This window comes from Neobacillus sp. 19, from assembly GCF_049463095.1.
GTDB lineage: Bacteria > Bacillota > Bacilli > Bacillales > Cytobacillaceae > Neobacillus.
On the sequence record NZ_JBMPZU010000019.1, the window covers coordinates 118,387 to 132,604 of the forward strand.

The window sequence follows — 14,218 nt, forward strand, 5'->3', positions numbered from 1 at the left end:
GGAGTGTGAATAAGTGTTTCTATGTTAAAAAGAAAGGGTGTTGGTACACTTTGTTAAATTCAACTGTCCTTCAACATGATAGTAAACTGAATTTATTCCATCCGATTATGAAATACACTGGAACGAAGAAAGTAAAAAATGTCATCTTACTGATCGGTGATGGGATGGGTTTTTCGTATACCACTGGTCTTCGCTACTTCAATCATGATTCCCGGAAAGGTCTCATGAATCCCACCATATTTGACCAATACTTTGTCGGCACCCAATCAACCTACTCATTAGATACAGAAAGTAATATTACAGATTCCGCCGCAGCCGGTACGGCATTAGCGACGGGGCATAAAACCTATAATGGGGCTCTTGGTTTAAATATCGATAAACAAGCTGTTCCAACTGTTTTAGAATATGCCAAATTCCGCGGGAAATCTACGGGTCTTGTAGGTACAAGTCAGGTCAACCATGCAACATTGGCGGCGTTTGCTTCACATGTTGAATCTCGAGAACAATATGACCAAATTGCGGACGATTATCTCGATGAACGGATAGACAGCAAGCAGAAAATAGATGTGATGTTAGGGGGAGGAACATCTTATTTCGTTCGGAATGATCGAAATTTGGTAGAAGAATTTGCGAAAAACCATTTTGGGTATGTGACCGACTTACAAGAGCTTGTCACGAATAAAACGGAGCAACTATTAGGGTTATTCGCCCCGGTGGAGCTCCCTAAACAAATTGACCGTGATGCGACTGTACCCTCTCTTTCCCAAATGACAAAGGCCGCCCTTCAACGTTTAAAACAAAATCCTAATGGCTTTTTTCTTTTAGTTGAAGGAAGCCAAATCGATTGGGCGGGACATGACAATGATATTGTTGGGGCAATGAGCGAGGTTAAAGACTTTGAAGCAGCATTTAAAGCGGCGATTCAGTTCGCCTCCGACCGGGAGGATACGATTGTCATTGCGACGGCAGACCATTCAACTGGAGGAATGAGCATCGATCGGAACGGGAATTACAAATGGAATCCAAGTGTCATTAAATCGATTACCTCTACCCCGCTGGTGATTGCCAGACGATTGCACGAAACAAAAGATCTGACCACCTTACAGCATCATATGCCCTTCGACCTTCATGAAGAGGACTTGAAAACCATTCAAGCAACTTTAGAAATGGAAGTCGAAGATACCCGGCAAGCACTTATCAACATTATTAATCACTATTCCAGTACTGGGTGGACCACAAAAGGTCATACGGGAGAGGATGTTCCCGTCTATGCGTATGGTCTTAACAGACATTTGTTTAGCGGCAGGATGGAAAACAGTGATATTCCAAGGATTCTTTTTCGAATCATGGATTAAAAAATCATCATAATCATGATGTCAATTGCTGTGTTAATGTGAATAGAATTTCGTAGAAATCTTGGTAAATAAAGAAAAGACGTATGCCAATTCATACGTCTTTTCTTATGCCATTTATTAAGAATGCACCCGAAAAAGGAACCCTTTACGGTCAGCGCTGTGCGCCTTTATACATAACGATTTCTCCCCGAAAGCATCCCAAATAGGATGACGAGGACAGAGACGACGATGAGGGTGACGAGTGGAATTGTCCACATATGGGTCTGGTCATACAAATAGCCAATAAACAATGGCCCAACAGCTGCCAGGATGTACCCAGTTGATTGTGCCATTCCAGATAATTCAGCAGCCTGGCGGGCATTTCTTGCTCGGAGCCCAATATAGCTTAGTGCTAATGGAAAGGTCCCGCCCAATCCAACACCGATGAATATAATACTGATGATGATAATGGAATAGGCTGAGAATAACAGTAATCCAACAAATCCAAGGAGTGAGCACAACGTCAGCATGAAGGCAATCCATGTTTGTGAGCGGGAACGTCCGGCCATAACAGGAATAAAGAAAGCTGCCGGCAGTCCCACTAATTGGGAGAATGAAAGCATCCAACCTGCCGTACCTATACTCATTCCATGACTATGCAGGATTTCAGGTAACCAAGAAATGGTTACATAAAATAAAAAGGACTGAAATCCCATAAAGATGGCGATTTGCCAGGCAAGTGGCGAACGCCAGATGTTACCGGAGTTAACACTAACTCTATTTATTGCTTTGCCATCTCCTTTATTAAATTTGAGAAGAAAGATCCAAACCAAGATTGCAGCTACTACCGGTAATCCCCAAACGATTAAAGCCCCCTGCCAGCCAAGGTTTAAATCATTTGCTAATGGAACACTAAGTCCCGAGGCTAATGAGGCAATCAATCCCATTGAGGTGGAATAAATACTTGTAATAAGACCGAACTTTTGCGGGAATTTATCCTTTGCGACGGCTGGCAAAAGAACATTTCCTATGGCAATACCCGCTCCAACCAAAAAAGTTCCGGTGAATAGAAAAAACGTCATGGGGATGGAGCGAATACATAAACCGATTAAAAGTGTAATTAAACCAACCAGTAAAGTGCCTTCATTTTTTAGACGATTGGCGATTTTTGGAACAATGGGTGACATGATTGCAAAAACGATTAAGGGCAAACTCATTAATAAACCTGCACTCCAATGTGCAAGTCCCATATCTTTCTGTATATTTCCTACCAACGGCCCGATGGATGTAATGCCTGGGCGAAGATTAAAGGCGACAAGGATAATCCCTATAACAAGTAAGAATGTATATGTCGATTTCGTACGAGCTTTAGTTTGCTGCAATTCCACTAAAAGAACTCCCTTCTGAAAAACAAGCTACCCTAAAGTATATCATGGTGAACTATTACAGTCACTGTTTGCCCAAAGGATATTTCAGCAATGAGGCCTCCAGAAAGTAGTTTTAAAATTTACAATTCTTCATATCTGCTCAACATTCTATTAACCGTAGCTTAATATATTTGCGTTTTAATAGAGTGGTAATGAAAAAAAGGGAGGCAATTAATAGATGAAAAAGAGATTGACGGCTGTATTAGCCCTTAGTTTAATGATTCCTGCAGTAACACCTGCAGCAGCGGCTGGGAAGGATATCACGATCAATTCTTTCAAATTTAACTCAATGAAAGCTCCGGCAACCATCGAAGAAATGGTGCAAACCTATACAGGTGCATCCGTGGATGTTACATATAGCAACGGAGCAACGAAGAACTTCCCGCTTACTTATAAACAGTTATACCTTTCTGATGAAAAAATAGTGACGAATAAAGGGGCGAAAATCCCTGCAGGAACTCCAATTGATGTCAATGGAGATCCGATTATAGATAAAAGTATTCCTGGTCAAGAGTCCTACTATGTCTCAGATGCTCCTGATTCAAATAGTTTAATGAACGTGGGCGGGAATCTGTTCATGGTATCACATTTTGAATATGATACTCTTGATAACGCTGGAAATTCCGCTTATGGTGTCGTTCCAGCATCCATGACATTAACAGAATTAAATCAAAACAAAAAGAATGGTGAACTATCTGTTAAACAGGCAAAAAAGGTTGACTTTTCCCTTGTAAATGGACTTTGGATTCCATGTAATGGTTCTACCTCTCCTTGGGGAACCCATTTAGGTTCGGAAGAATACGAGCCAAATGCCCGCCAATTTGAAGCTGAAATAGGGACTGATAAAGATTCAACAAATGTGAAAGGTTTTGCCAAGCTTTATTTTGGTGATGAAACGAAAGCAAATCCATATAATTATGGATGGATCCCTGAAGTGACAGTACAGCCAAATGGTGATACCAGTGTGGTAAAACATTATAGTACTGGCCGTTTTTCTCATGAAATGATGGAGGTAATGCCTGATAATCGGACAGCCTTCTTCGGAGATGATGGAAACTACACCGTCACATTCATGTATGTTGCAGACAAAGAAAAAGACTTATCTGCTGGAACCCTGTATGCGGCTAAATTTGGACAAACGAGTACAGAAAATGGCGGAGCTGGAAATCTTGAGTGGATCAAGCTTGGCCATGCTACCGACGATGAAATCAGAGCGATTATTGACAAGGGTACAAAATTCAGTGATATTTTTGAAACAGCGAACGAACCAACAGAAGGCTTTACGGCCGTTAAAACCGATTCCAGCGGAGCAAAAGTAGAATATCTAAAAGTAAAACCGGGAATGGAAAAGGCAGCGGCATTCTTAGAATCCCGTCGATACGCAGCCTTAAAAGGCGCAACGGCTGAATTCCGAAAAATGGAAGGTTTAGCAGTAAACGCGAAAGATAAGAAAGCCTACATGGCCATGTCTGAAATCGGAAAAGGGATGCTGGAAGATACAAAGAAGGCTGACCCTGCTGATGATATCCGCTTACCACAGATTCTTGCAGGTGGAACATATGAATTGAATCTAACAGGGGGGCAAAAAGATAAGGATGGCAATACCATTGATAGTAACTATGTTGCCTCTGCCATGAAAGCAATTGTTGTCGGTGAGGACTTAGCTGTACCAGATGAATACGGCAATAAAGCAAATCCTAATAAAGTGTCTAAACCGGATAACTTAAGCTACTCGGAAAAAATGAGAACCTTATTCATCGGTGAAGATGGCGTTGAACATACGAATAACTTTGTTTGGGCCTATAACATTGATACAAAAGAATTGTCCCGTGTGCTGTCAGTGCCAGTCGGAGCAGAAGCAACAGGCTTACGGGTCCTTGATAACTTTAACGGATTCTCTTATATTTTGAGCAACTACCAGCATCCTGGGGATGAACTTCAAAATTTCAAAGGAACGGCTGTGGATAAGGATGAATTAGAGAAGGCTATGAAAGAGGGCATCGGCATCCTGAAAAAGGGTGGTATTGGTTATATCGCCGGCATGCCACAGTTAAATGATCTTCATGTTGGCTGGCATTTCAATTCCGGTAAATGGTTCTTCTACGATGAAAAAGGTGAAATGCAAACTGGCTGGGTAAAAGTTGGAACTCAGTGGTACTTCCTTGATGTGTCGTCGGGTGAAATGAAAACCGGCTGGGTGAAGGACGGTAAGAAATGGTACTACCTTGCGTCATCCGGTGAAATGAAAACCGGCTGGGTGAAGGATGGAGCAAAGTGGTACCTTCTTGGATCATCCGGTGAAATGCAAACCGGCTGGGTGAAGGACGGAGCAAAGTGGTACTATCTTGGGACATCAGGCGAAATGAAAACCGGCTGGGTGAAGGACGGAGCGAAGTGGTACTATCTTGGATCATCCGGTGAAATGAAAACCGGCTGGGTGAAAGACGGAGCAAAATGGTACTATCTTGGCACATCAGGCGAAATGAAAACCGGCTGGGTAAAAGACGGAGTAAAATGGTACTATCTTGGATCATCCGGTGAAATGAAAACTGGCTGGATACAAGTCGGTAAGAAGTGGTACTATCTATATAGCGATGGCAGTATGGCAACAAACACAACCATCAATGGCTACAAAGTCAATAAGAATGGTGAATGGATTAAATAATTCTTAGTCATAATTTGTAAGGCGGACAGCGCTAGTCACTGTCCGCCTTACTTGTTATCTGCTGTCATCGATGGATCTGCAGGTCGATCTCCATTCTGTAAATCCGCAATGCTTAGGCCAAAATTCATCTCTAAATGGGGGTAATCTTTAAATTTAGCCCAGTCACCTCCCCATTCAAATCCTAAAGTTTTTGCCATATTTACGACCTCGGTCCAATCTGCTTTTCCATTTTGATTTCCATCATATTGCATATCCCAAACCACATTCCCAGAAGGCGTTTTTAATGCAAAATCAATCGCAAGTCCAAAATTATGATAAGACTGTCCGCCTTTGGCATAGGTAACAATCGTTCCCTCGGATGTCCTTCCCTTTTCATAAAGCCGGTCTTGATCCTCTGCACTTCGGAAACCATCCGTAATCACTATCACAATTCCTTTTTTCGCTGCTTGTTGGATCAATTCATTGCTCCGTTCTTGAACAATTGGATGGAGTTCAGTTGGATATGAGTCAGAATGAGTGATTTTTGGTTCTGTATCTTTAAGAAAAATAGTAAAGAATAGGATAGCAATCAATGCGAGCAAAAATAAATAAATGGAACTTCCTATCCGTTTTCGTTTCAAATCTTCATAGTCCTTTCCTATTTAAAATGATTTCATAAGCTAAGACGGTTATTCCAGCCTAATTGTTTCATATAATTATAATCTATTATGAGGGGGAATTCATTTTTACCGATGGCTTTTTGAATGGTAAATACTTGGAAAGAGCAAATTTTTCACTCCGAACATTGCTTTGCGATGTACATCGTTATACAATGATACTAGAAATATTTGGAGGTTATCATATGGATAGAGAGCTGCTGAAAGGCAGTATTGAGATCCTGCTGCTTTCTTTATTAGCAGACGCGGATAGTTACGGCTATGAAATGACGAAGAAGTTAAGGGTGTTAAGTGAAGATGCTTACCACATGAACGAAGGTACGCTGTATCCTGCATTAAAAAGGCTAGAAAATAAAGACTGTGTTACATCCTATTGGAGTCAAGGGCTAGATGGAAGCAGAAGAAAATATTATTCTATTACTGAAACAGGCCGTAAGAATTTAGCCGACAAAGTAAGGAACTGGAAACAAATAAATCAGTTAATCGAACAAAACGTTGGAGGGATTGACTTGAAACATCTTGAACACTATGTAAAAGAAATCGTCTCGGATTTACCGATGAATGAGGATGAAAAAGAGGAAGTTAGAGAGGAAATTTTTTCTCATCTGAAAGAACATGCCAAGGAACTGATGATTAAGGGGTATACAGAGGAGGAGGCAGTTCTCCAAGCAATGAAGTCATTTGGAAATGAAAGAAAATTGAACTGGGAAATGAAAAAGGCTGCCTTTCCATTCTATAAACCAGTACGCTTTATTTGGAATGTGTTTTTTGTAACAGCAGCATTATGCCTCATTTCATTTTCAGCAATGGAATTTTATCATCCGGAATTCGATAATGCCCTGCCGCTTGAAAGTGTTATGATGGGCTTCTTTTTAGTTGTTTTCATTGCGGGAGCAGCAGAGGTCTTATATGAAGCAATTAATCAACAATTTAAATCGAAGTGGCTTGCCAATCCATGGCTGTTCTTTTTCATCCCATCTCTAATTTTTGGCGGAGTACAGTCAATGTCGTTCCTCAAAAATCCGGAGCAATATCCAGATGGCCTTTGGCTTGATTTGTTCGCTATTCCTATTGGCGCTTTTGCGTATCTTGTTTCAAGACAGCTTTTCACACGAATTTTTGTTCGCAACCGCAGGGACTTCATAGGGAAAATTGATTAAAATGAAGTTAGTAAACTTTTCTAATCCCTGACAAACGAATGGTTAAAGAATTTTTCTGTTCATCTTTTAATGAAAGGATTTGTTCACGCAAATTAAGGCAATAAACACGGCCTGTGGTGGTTTGTAATATTCCATTTTTCACATAATTAATGGTTACAGATTTGTTTTCAGCCAATTGTTTTAAAAACATCCTTTTCCCAACTTTCATCTGTAATGGTTTATAAAATGCCATTTTACTTTGAATATATTAAGAGAAGGTGAAGTGGCTGTTAAGGATTGATGTTGAAACAATTAATATTTATATTAAAATGCAAATAGAAAGGTGCGAATCCATTTTCGCACCTTTCTTTACATATCAGGGGTTAAACTTTTTTGAACTTTTCGAATGTCCATCTTCGAAGTATTTTCAGCTAATATTTTCTTAAATTGAATCGCAAATACCGTAACTGTCACAGCAACGGCAAGAAAGTCGGATACTGGTTCAGCAAGAAATACTGCAAATTCTTTATTAGAAAAGAAGTTTGGAAGGATATAGATCAACGGAATCAATAGAATGATTTTCCGCAATAGGGCAAGGATAAGTGATGTCTTAGCCTGCCCGACGGCAATAAATGTTTGTTGGCAGGCTAGCTGTGCCCCCATAACAAATGCGACAGCCATATAAATTTTCAGCGCCAATACTGTTGTCTCAATCAATTTTGGGTCATTGCTGAAAAGTGAAACAAAGAAATGTGGAAAAATGGTCATGATCAGCCAGAAAGTAAACGAAAAGCTCATGGAAGAAATAATCAGTAATTTAAACGTTCGTTTCACCCGTTCATTATTTTTAGCCCCATAATTATAGCTGATAATCGGTTGTGAACCCTGAGTTAATCCCATAATCGGCAGAATCATCATTTGCATTAAACTGGACAGGATGGTCATGGCGCCTACCGCCATATCTCCACCGTAATTTTTAAGCGAAGAATTAAAGGCAATATTTAAGAGACTTTCGGTACTTTGCATTATAAACGGAGAAACTCCGAGCAGCAGGACTGGAGTAATTACTGATTTTTTAAGCTTCATATATTTTTTTTGTATTTTCAGCTTTGTTTTTTTTCCAAATAAAAAGTATAACGTCCAAAGCGCCGATACCGCTTGGGCGATAACATTGGCAATTGCCGCCCCTTCCACACCCATATCAAGACCAAAAATAAAAATCGGATCGAGGATAATACTAATGACTGCCCCGATGATGACGGTCATCATACTAATTTTTGCAAAGCCTTGTGTCGATATGAAAGTGTTTAGTCCTAAGGCGATTTGGACAAAGATCGTACCACACACATAATACTTAAAGAAGCCAAGGGCATACGGCAGTGTTTCCGGTCCGGCCCCAAACAGTAAAAGAAGCTTTTCACCAGTAAATAAAAAAACGATGGTCAAGACAACTGAAATACCCACTAAGGACACAAAACAGTTGCCTAATATTTGTTCTGCTTCGTCGTGTTTTCCTTGACCAAGTTTAATCGCCGCTCTTGGTGCGCCGCCCATTCCAATTAATGAACTAAACGCGGCAATAATCATAATTATCGGAAACGTAACGCCAACACCTGTTAAGGCTGTGGCACCAATCTCTGGAATATGTCCAATGTAAATACGGTCAACCACATTGTAAAGCATATTTACAAACTGGGCTGTAATTGCTGGCAGAGCAAGACTGACCAGCAATTTACCGACACTTTCCGTTCCTAGTCTATTCACACCCGCTTGATTCATGATGAAACTTCCTTCCTATTAATAAAAACGGTTTTCCATTATTGAGTAAAAGACAATACAACAATTTTAGCATAAAAAAGGGTACGAATACGTTTTTGCCCCCTTTTAATATACATAAATACCCCTAATACTGGAAAACTATATAAAAATTAGGGGTGGTTCAGGATGATTAAGAAAATGTTTAAATCACTTAATAAGGCATTCAATACAGAACCACATTTTAACGAACAATCCAATGCCAATAACATTGAAGTAAAAAGTCAAGATATTAGTCGACATTATGAACAAAATTTAGAGACTTTTAAATCAATTTTTTCCATGCCAAAAAATATGGATGTTAGAATACGTGAGTTTACTATCCGTTCCCAAAATCGCCGTGCCTTTATCATTTATATCTGTACAATGGCAGATGAAGAGCAGATTCAAAGAAGCATTTTGGAACCGTTGATTGAAAACGCGAGGCAAAGAAGGGAAATTCGAGATATTGTCTCCTTCCCTATCGAAAATACATCTACAAATATTGGGAAGATTACGGAATCCATCACTTGTGGCGTCACCGCGCTATTTGTCGATGGTGATGATCAATGCTATACATTTGAAACAACAAAAATTCAAGGACGCGGCATTGAAAAGTCCGATAATGAAGTCATTGTTAAAGGGGCAAAAGAGGCTTTTAACGAAAAGTTAATCGATAATGTAGCATTGATACGAAAAAAAATTCACAATGAAAACCTGATTGTCGAGGTACATGTTATTACAAAACGATCTAGAAACGAGGTAGTCCTTGTTTATGAAAAGGATCTGGTAAATGAAGAATTACTTCAATCGATAAAGGATCGGCTAGAAAAGATTGATGCAGATAGTATTCTTGAATTAAATATCTTGGAACAGTATCTAGAGGAGCGGCCAAGATCCCTATTTCCTACTTTATTAAATACTGAACGTCCTGACAGGGCAGCCTCTTTTATTGAAGAAGGCCACATCATTTTATTAATGTCGAATTCTCCAAATTGTCTTGTCTTGCCTGCTACCTTTTGGGCGATGTTCCATTCACCGGAGGACCATTACCTGCGGACACCGTATGGAAATTTCATCAGGATATTGCGATTCCTTGCTTTATTTATCTCACTTTTTGCATCGTCCGTTTATATTGCAATTACAAATTACCATGTGGGAATGATCCCCCCAGATTTGTTAATGGCTATCGCGGGGTCAAGAGAACGTGTCCCCTTTCCATCTGTCATTGAAATCTTGATGATGGAAATTGCCTTTGAACTGATTCGGGAAGCCGGACTCCGTGTGCCATCCCCGATTGGTCCAACAATCGGAATTGTAGGTGCCTTAATATTGGGACAGGCTGCTGTTCAAGCGAATATTATTAGCCCAATCGTCATCATTGTCATTGCATTAAGCGGCTTAAGTTCTTTTATTATCAGTGATACTAGCATGAATTTCGCGATTCGTATATCTCGCTTTTTGTTTATTTTTGCAGCAGGATTTCTTGGAATTTATGGTGTCACCGCTGTAGCTATTATCGGCCTATATTATTTAGTTTCATTAAAATCATTTGGCACACCTTATTTTGCACCAATGACACCGCATTTCTTCTCAGGAAAGGATCTAATTATTCGTCATGTTCCCATGAAAGTAAGATTTCGCCCCGGTTATCTAAAACCAAAAGATATGGTCAAACAAAGAAAGGGATAACGATCTGATGAATCAGCAGCCTGGAAAACTTGGTATTCGAGAATATGTGTCCATCGCGATTTTAATGGTTAGTTTGAAAGCAACAGAAAATGCTCCCACCCTTTTGTTTAATAAGGTGCAAAATGCAGCCTGGATGCTCCCTGTCCTATCGGCAGGAATCTTTTTTATTCCACTTTTTTTATTACTAAAGACAATGTCGTTATTTCAAGGGAAAAATCTTGTTTTTGTGATTCAAAAATTACTGGGAAAGTATATTGGCTTTTTTATTTGTCTTTTTATTTTTGTCATTTCATCGTTAGGTATGTCGTTCGAATCGAGAAGCTATACAGATATCATTAGGGCGTTTTATTTTAGTACTACGCCCACGCCGGTCCTTTATGCCATTTTTATGGCCGTTTGTGCTTATGGTGCCAAAAAGGGGATTCAGCATGTCGGTTCTGTTGCCTATCTGCTAATTTTTTATGTAATAATCTCTTTCTTTGTTGCGTTAGGATTAAGCACTCAAGATAGTAATATTCAAGCAATGCTGCCTATTTGGGGAACTGGAAAACTTGAAATAATAACGAAAAGTGCACAAAGCTTAAACCTTTGTGCAGAATTTTTTCTGCTTACTATGTTCATTCCGTATATAACGTCAAATAAAGATTTTCGAAAGGGCACTTGGATTGCCTATATTTCCGTCAGTATCCAAGTCAGTGCGGCTACACTTTTATTCATTTGCATGTTTGACCAATCTTTAGGTGGTATAGGATATCCGTTTCATACGGCTATTCGTTACATTTCACTTGGAAGTTATATTCCGAATATTGAAATCATCTTTTTCATTATTTGGATTATATCAGCGTTTATTCGCTTCACTGCCTTTTTGTACATTAATGCTCTGGTGTTTGGTCATCTTTTTAAAATTAAAGACTTTGAATTCTTGATTCCATCACTTGCAACCATTTATTTATTGATTGGGATTTTACCGGAATCCCCCCCAGAGGTCATTTTTAACTGGAGGCAAATGGTTCAAACCATAATCGGCCCTTCGTTTGGTGCCATTTCGCTCATTTTATGGCTTGCCGCAGTGGTAAAAGGAGAATTTAAACATGCAATTAACAAAAACAGTAGGTAAAATGTTGTTGATTTTCGTCCTTGTTTTTTCTTTAACAGGTTGTTGGGATCGGGAAGAACTCGAAGATAGATCCTATGTAATTGGGATCGGACTGGATCATTCCAAACATAAAGGGAAAATCAAAGTCACGATGTTACTTGCAAATCCCGAAGTAGGGAGTTTGCAAGGAGGCGGCGGTTCAACAGAAAAGCCGAGGGAGATTATCTCATTTGATGCCAATGATTTTATTGCAGCGAAAGTGACAGCTAATGCGATTATCTCTCGAATTATTAGTTATGATCTTTTAAGAATTATTGTTGTTTCTGAGGAATTTGCAAAAGATCCGGCATTTTATCATGTCATCAACAGTGCTCCCTTTGATAAAGAAATTCGTTCGAATGCCTATTTGGCTGTATCGAAAGAAAGGGCAAGTGAGTATTTTCTGAAAAATCATCCCAAAATGGAAACAAGGCCGCATAAGTATTTTCAATACATGATTGATCATGGAATTGAAAATGGACTCATCCCTGATTCTACTCTTTTTCGTTTTTTTAAGACAACGGAAAGAGGAGCAGATCTGTTTTTAGCCATGAACACAACAGCCGTGCCGGAAAAGCATCCAAAGTTTAAAGGAGAAGATGAGTATTATGCTGGGCAGGTAAATGCAACTGGAGAATTGGATGATACCCAATTTATCGGGTCAGCCGTATTCAAGAATGGTGTGATGATTGGAAAATTGACTGGTCAAGAAACAAGTATCGTCAATGTTCTTGATGATACAACAAACATTAGTGATTTTTTGCTGGATATACCTAATCCCTTTCCAGGAAAGCAAAAATCATTTGCAGTCAGAATCATGAAAACAGAAAACAATAAGGTAAAAATGAACCTTAAGGGTCCCAGCCCCAAAATATTTTTCACTCTCCCATTGAAGTTTGAAGTGATGTCAAACCCGTCCATGGTCGATTTTACTAAGAAAAAGAATCGCGAAATCTTAAAAAAAGCAATAGCACACCATATGAAAACTGAACATGAGAAGGTATTGAAAAAAACTCAGGCAGAATTAAATGGTGCACCATACCCATTGTCCTTTCATGCCCGGAAATATTTTGGAACCATTCAGGAATTTAAAAAATTCAATTGGCCTAAAACTTATCTTAAGGCAGACATTTACGTCAACACGGAAGTTGAAATAGTGGATTATGGCAAAAAACCAAAAAAGGCAGGGAAATAGTTTGAAAATAGTCTTCATCGTTGTACTGCTTGCCATTACCGCTTATACGATGGGGTTTGGCATTAGCTTATGGAAGGAAAAACAAAAATTCGGGGCAGTGGCGGTTTTCTTTCTTACGCTTGCCATGCTTGTCCTTCCGTTCTTTTCTATTTTGAAATCTTGATTGGAAAAAGGCAGATCGATCATAGTCTGCCTTTTTCCTTGATTCTTATGGGGAAGGAGTGGGCGCTTGGCCTTTCTTCACGATTTTCAATTCTCGTTTTTCACTTAAAAAAGTTGCGCCGAGGACAAGGACGCCACCAATCATTTGAATAAATGTCATGCTCTCGCTTAAGAAAATCGCTGCGATGATGACGGCTGAAATCGGATCAATATAACTAAGAACCGCAATGGTTTGCCCGGGCAGATTTTGAATCGAAGTAAAATATAGAAAGTAGGCGAAACCCGTATGTACAATTCCAAGTATTAAAATAAAGATAATAGAAGTCGAGTCAAGACCAGTAAAATTTAGCTGCCCTTGCCATCCTACATAGGGAAACAGGACCAATGCAGCTGCCATTAATTGCACCAGGGTGATTTCAAACCCCGATAAATTTTTGATAAATTTGTTCATTAACACGACACTTGCATAGAAGGCTGCAGCAAGAAGTCCATAGAAAATTCCTAATTTATTGTCCGCTGCACCGCTTGAACTGCCGGCTCCTGGATTCACAATTAATAAAAGTCCAGCCATCGCCATAATGATACAAATAACCTTCGCAGTCGTCAGCTTTTCCTTCAGAACCCATGGTGCTAACATCATCACAAAGATTGGTGCAAAGTAGTAACTAATTGTGGCATTGGAAATGGTCGTATAGCGGTAGGACTCAAAGAGAAAAATCCAATTAAGTCCGATCGCCGCCCCGGAGAGGAGAAGCAGAATGGCATTCTCTTTTAACGCTTGACGAGATGGCCTATGTTTAACTAGTAAACTGACAAAAAGCAGGAATACACTTCCGATTACCCCCCGTAAAAACGCAATTTCGCTTGAAGACATGTCGAGTTTTTTTACAAAAATACCGATACTCCCAAACAAGAGCATTGTGATAATGAACTTCATTTTCCCCTTCAAGTCGATCCCCCCTTTTATTCTAATCCAATCACAAAATGTGCGATTTCACAACTGGTTTTTACTATTAAGG

Annotated in this window: 12 protein-coding genes and 1 pseudogene; 8 read left to right on the forward strand and 5 right to left on the reverse strand. The window is 39.5% G+C overall.

Annotation, left to right across the window (positions count from 1 at the left end):
- Window positions 1–50: 50 nt before the first annotated feature.
- Window positions 51–1,355: an alkaline phosphatase gene (locus ACO1D1_RS04430; protein WP_423335111.1), complete on the forward strand. Its 1,305-nt coding sequence runs from the start codon at window positions 51–53 to the stop codon at window positions 1,353–1,355.
- A 167-nt stretch (window positions 1,356–1,522) separates the two neighbouring features.
- On the opposite strand, the gene ACO1D1_RS04435 is transcribed toward ACO1D1_RS04430, so the two are convergent.
- Window positions 1,523–2,722, reverse strand: a complete 1,200-nt coding sequence (locus tag ACO1D1_RS04435) for a CynX/NimT family MFS transporter (protein ID WP_423335112.1) — start codon at window positions 2,720–2,722, stop codon at window positions 1,523–1,525.
- Window positions 2,723–2,939: 217 nt separating this feature from the next.
- Here ACO1D1_RS04435 and ACO1D1_RS04440 point away from each other — a divergent pair, with 217 nt between their 5' ends.
- A complete protein-coding gene (locus tag ACO1D1_RS04440) occupies window positions 2,940–5,426 on the forward strand; it encodes an alkaline phosphatase PhoX (RefSeq protein WP_149868804.1) in 2,487 nt (828 codons plus the stop codon).
- 47 nt (window positions 5,427–5,473) lie between these two features.
- Here the strand turns inward: ACO1D1_RS04440 and ACO1D1_RS04445 are convergent, their stop codons facing one another.
- Window positions 5,474–6,046, reverse strand: a complete 573-nt coding sequence (locus ACO1D1_RS04445) for a M15 family metallopeptidase (protein ID WP_149868805.1) — start codon at window positions 6,044–6,046, stop codon at window positions 5,474–5,476.
- 221 nt (window positions 6,047–6,267) lie between these two features.
- On the opposite strand from ACO1D1_RS04445, the pseudogene ACO1D1_RS04450 reads away from it, so the two are divergent.
- Both ACO1D1_RS04450 and ACO1D1_RS04455 read left to right on the forward strand, forming a co-directional pair.
- Window positions 6,268–6,588, forward strand: a pseudogene (locus ACO1D1_RS04450) (PadR family transcriptional regulator); the annotation flags it as partial.
- A 51-nt stretch (window positions 6,589–6,639) separates the two neighbouring features.
- Window positions 6,640–7,242 (forward strand): permease prefix domain 1-containing protein, encoded by a 603-nt coding sequence (locus ACO1D1_RS04455; protein WP_423335198.1) that lies wholly within the window; start codon window positions 6,640–6,642, stop codon window positions 7,240–7,242.
- A gap of 7 nt (window positions 7,243–7,249) precedes the next feature.
- On the opposite strand, the gene ACO1D1_RS04460 is transcribed toward ACO1D1_RS04455, so the two are convergent.
- Window positions 7,250–7,474, reverse strand: coding sequence for a hypothetical protein (locus ACO1D1_RS04460; protein WP_423335113.1), 225 nt, complete (start codon window positions 7,472–7,474; stop codon window positions 7,250–7,252).
- Between the two features lie 116 nt (window positions 7,475–7,590).
- The gene (locus ACO1D1_RS04465; protein WP_423335114.1) at window positions 7,591–9,000 is read right to left on the reverse strand and encodes an MATE family efflux transporter; all 1,410 of its coding nucleotides are present in this window, start codon (window positions 8,998–9,000) and stop codon (window positions 7,591–7,593) included.
- 165 nt (window positions 9,001–9,165) lie between these two features.
- On the opposite strand from ACO1D1_RS04465, the gene ACO1D1_RS04470 reads away from it, so the two are divergent.
- The 4 genes from ACO1D1_RS04470 to ACO1D1_RS04485 are packed head-to-tail and all read left to right on the forward strand — an operon-like array spanning window position 9,166 to window position 13,200.
- Window positions 9,166–10,707, forward strand: coding sequence for a spore germination protein (locus ACO1D1_RS04470; protein WP_223820896.1), 1,542 nt, complete (start codon window positions 9,166–9,168; stop codon window positions 10,705–10,707).
- Between the two features lie 7 nt (window positions 10,708–10,714).
- On the forward strand, window positions 10,715–11,824 hold the full coding sequence (locus tag ACO1D1_RS04475) for a GerAB/ArcD/ProY family transporter (protein ID WP_149868809.1): 1,110 nt from the start codon (window positions 10,715–10,717) through the stop codon (window positions 11,822–11,824).
- Complete coding sequence (locus tag ACO1D1_RS04480) at window positions 11,799–13,037, forward strand: Ger(x)C family spore germination protein (RefSeq protein ID WP_149868810.1); 1,239 nt, start codon at window positions 11,799–11,801, stop codon at window positions 13,035–13,037. The genes ACO1D1_RS04475 and ACO1D1_RS04480 overlap by 26 nt, the downstream gene beginning before the upstream one ends.
- Window positions 13,006–13,200, forward strand: a complete 195-nt coding sequence (locus ACO1D1_RS04485) for a hypothetical protein (RefSeq protein ID WP_423335115.1) — start codon at window positions 13,006–13,008, stop codon at window positions 13,198–13,200. Before ACO1D1_RS04480 ends, ACO1D1_RS04485 begins: the two co-directional genes overlap by 32 nt.
- Window positions 13,201–13,245: 45 nt before the next feature.
- On the opposite strand, the gene ACO1D1_RS04490 is transcribed toward ACO1D1_RS04485, so the two are convergent.
- The gene (locus tag ACO1D1_RS04490) at window positions 13,246–14,148 is read right to left on the reverse strand and encodes a DMT family transporter (protein ID WP_149868811.1); all 903 of its coding nucleotides are present in this window, start codon (window positions 14,146–14,148) and stop codon (window positions 13,246–13,248) included.
- Window positions 14,149–14,218 lie beyond the last annotated feature (70 nt).

Bases quoted from the DNA above. Each gene is read 5' to 3' on its own strand.
- ACO1D1_RS04440 (WP_149868804.1), top strand. From the start codon at position 2,940: ATGAAAAAGAGATTGACGGCTGTATTAGCCCTTAGTTTAATGATTCCT.
- ACO1D1_RS04465 (WP_423335114.1), bottom strand. From the start codon at position 9,000: ATGAATCAAGCGGGTGTGAATAGACTAGGAACGGAAAGTGTCGGTAAA.
- ACO1D1_RS04470 (WP_223820896.1), top strand. From the start codon at position 9,166: ATGATTAAGAAAATGTTTAAATCACTTAATAAGGCATTCAATACAGAA.
- ACO1D1_RS04480 (WP_149868810.1), top strand. From the start codon at position 11,799: ATGCAATTAACAAAAACAGTAGGTAAAATGTTGTTGATTTTCGTCCTT.
- ACO1D1_RS04455 (WP_423335198.1), top strand. From the start codon at position 6,640: ATGAATGAGGATGAAAAAGAGGAAGTTAGAGAGGAAATTTTTTCTCAT.
- ACO1D1_RS04460 (WP_423335113.1), bottom strand. From the start codon at position 7,474: ATGGCATTTTATAAACCATTACAGATGAAAGTTGGGAAAAGGATGTTT.
- ACO1D1_RS04485 (WP_423335115.1), top strand. From the start codon at position 13,006: ATGGCAAAAAACCAAAAAAGGCAGGGAAATAGTTTGAAAATAGTCTTC.
- ACO1D1_RS04475 (WP_149868809.1), top strand. From the start codon at position 10,715: ATGAATCAGCAGCCTGGAAAACTTGGTATTCGAGAATATGTGTCCATC.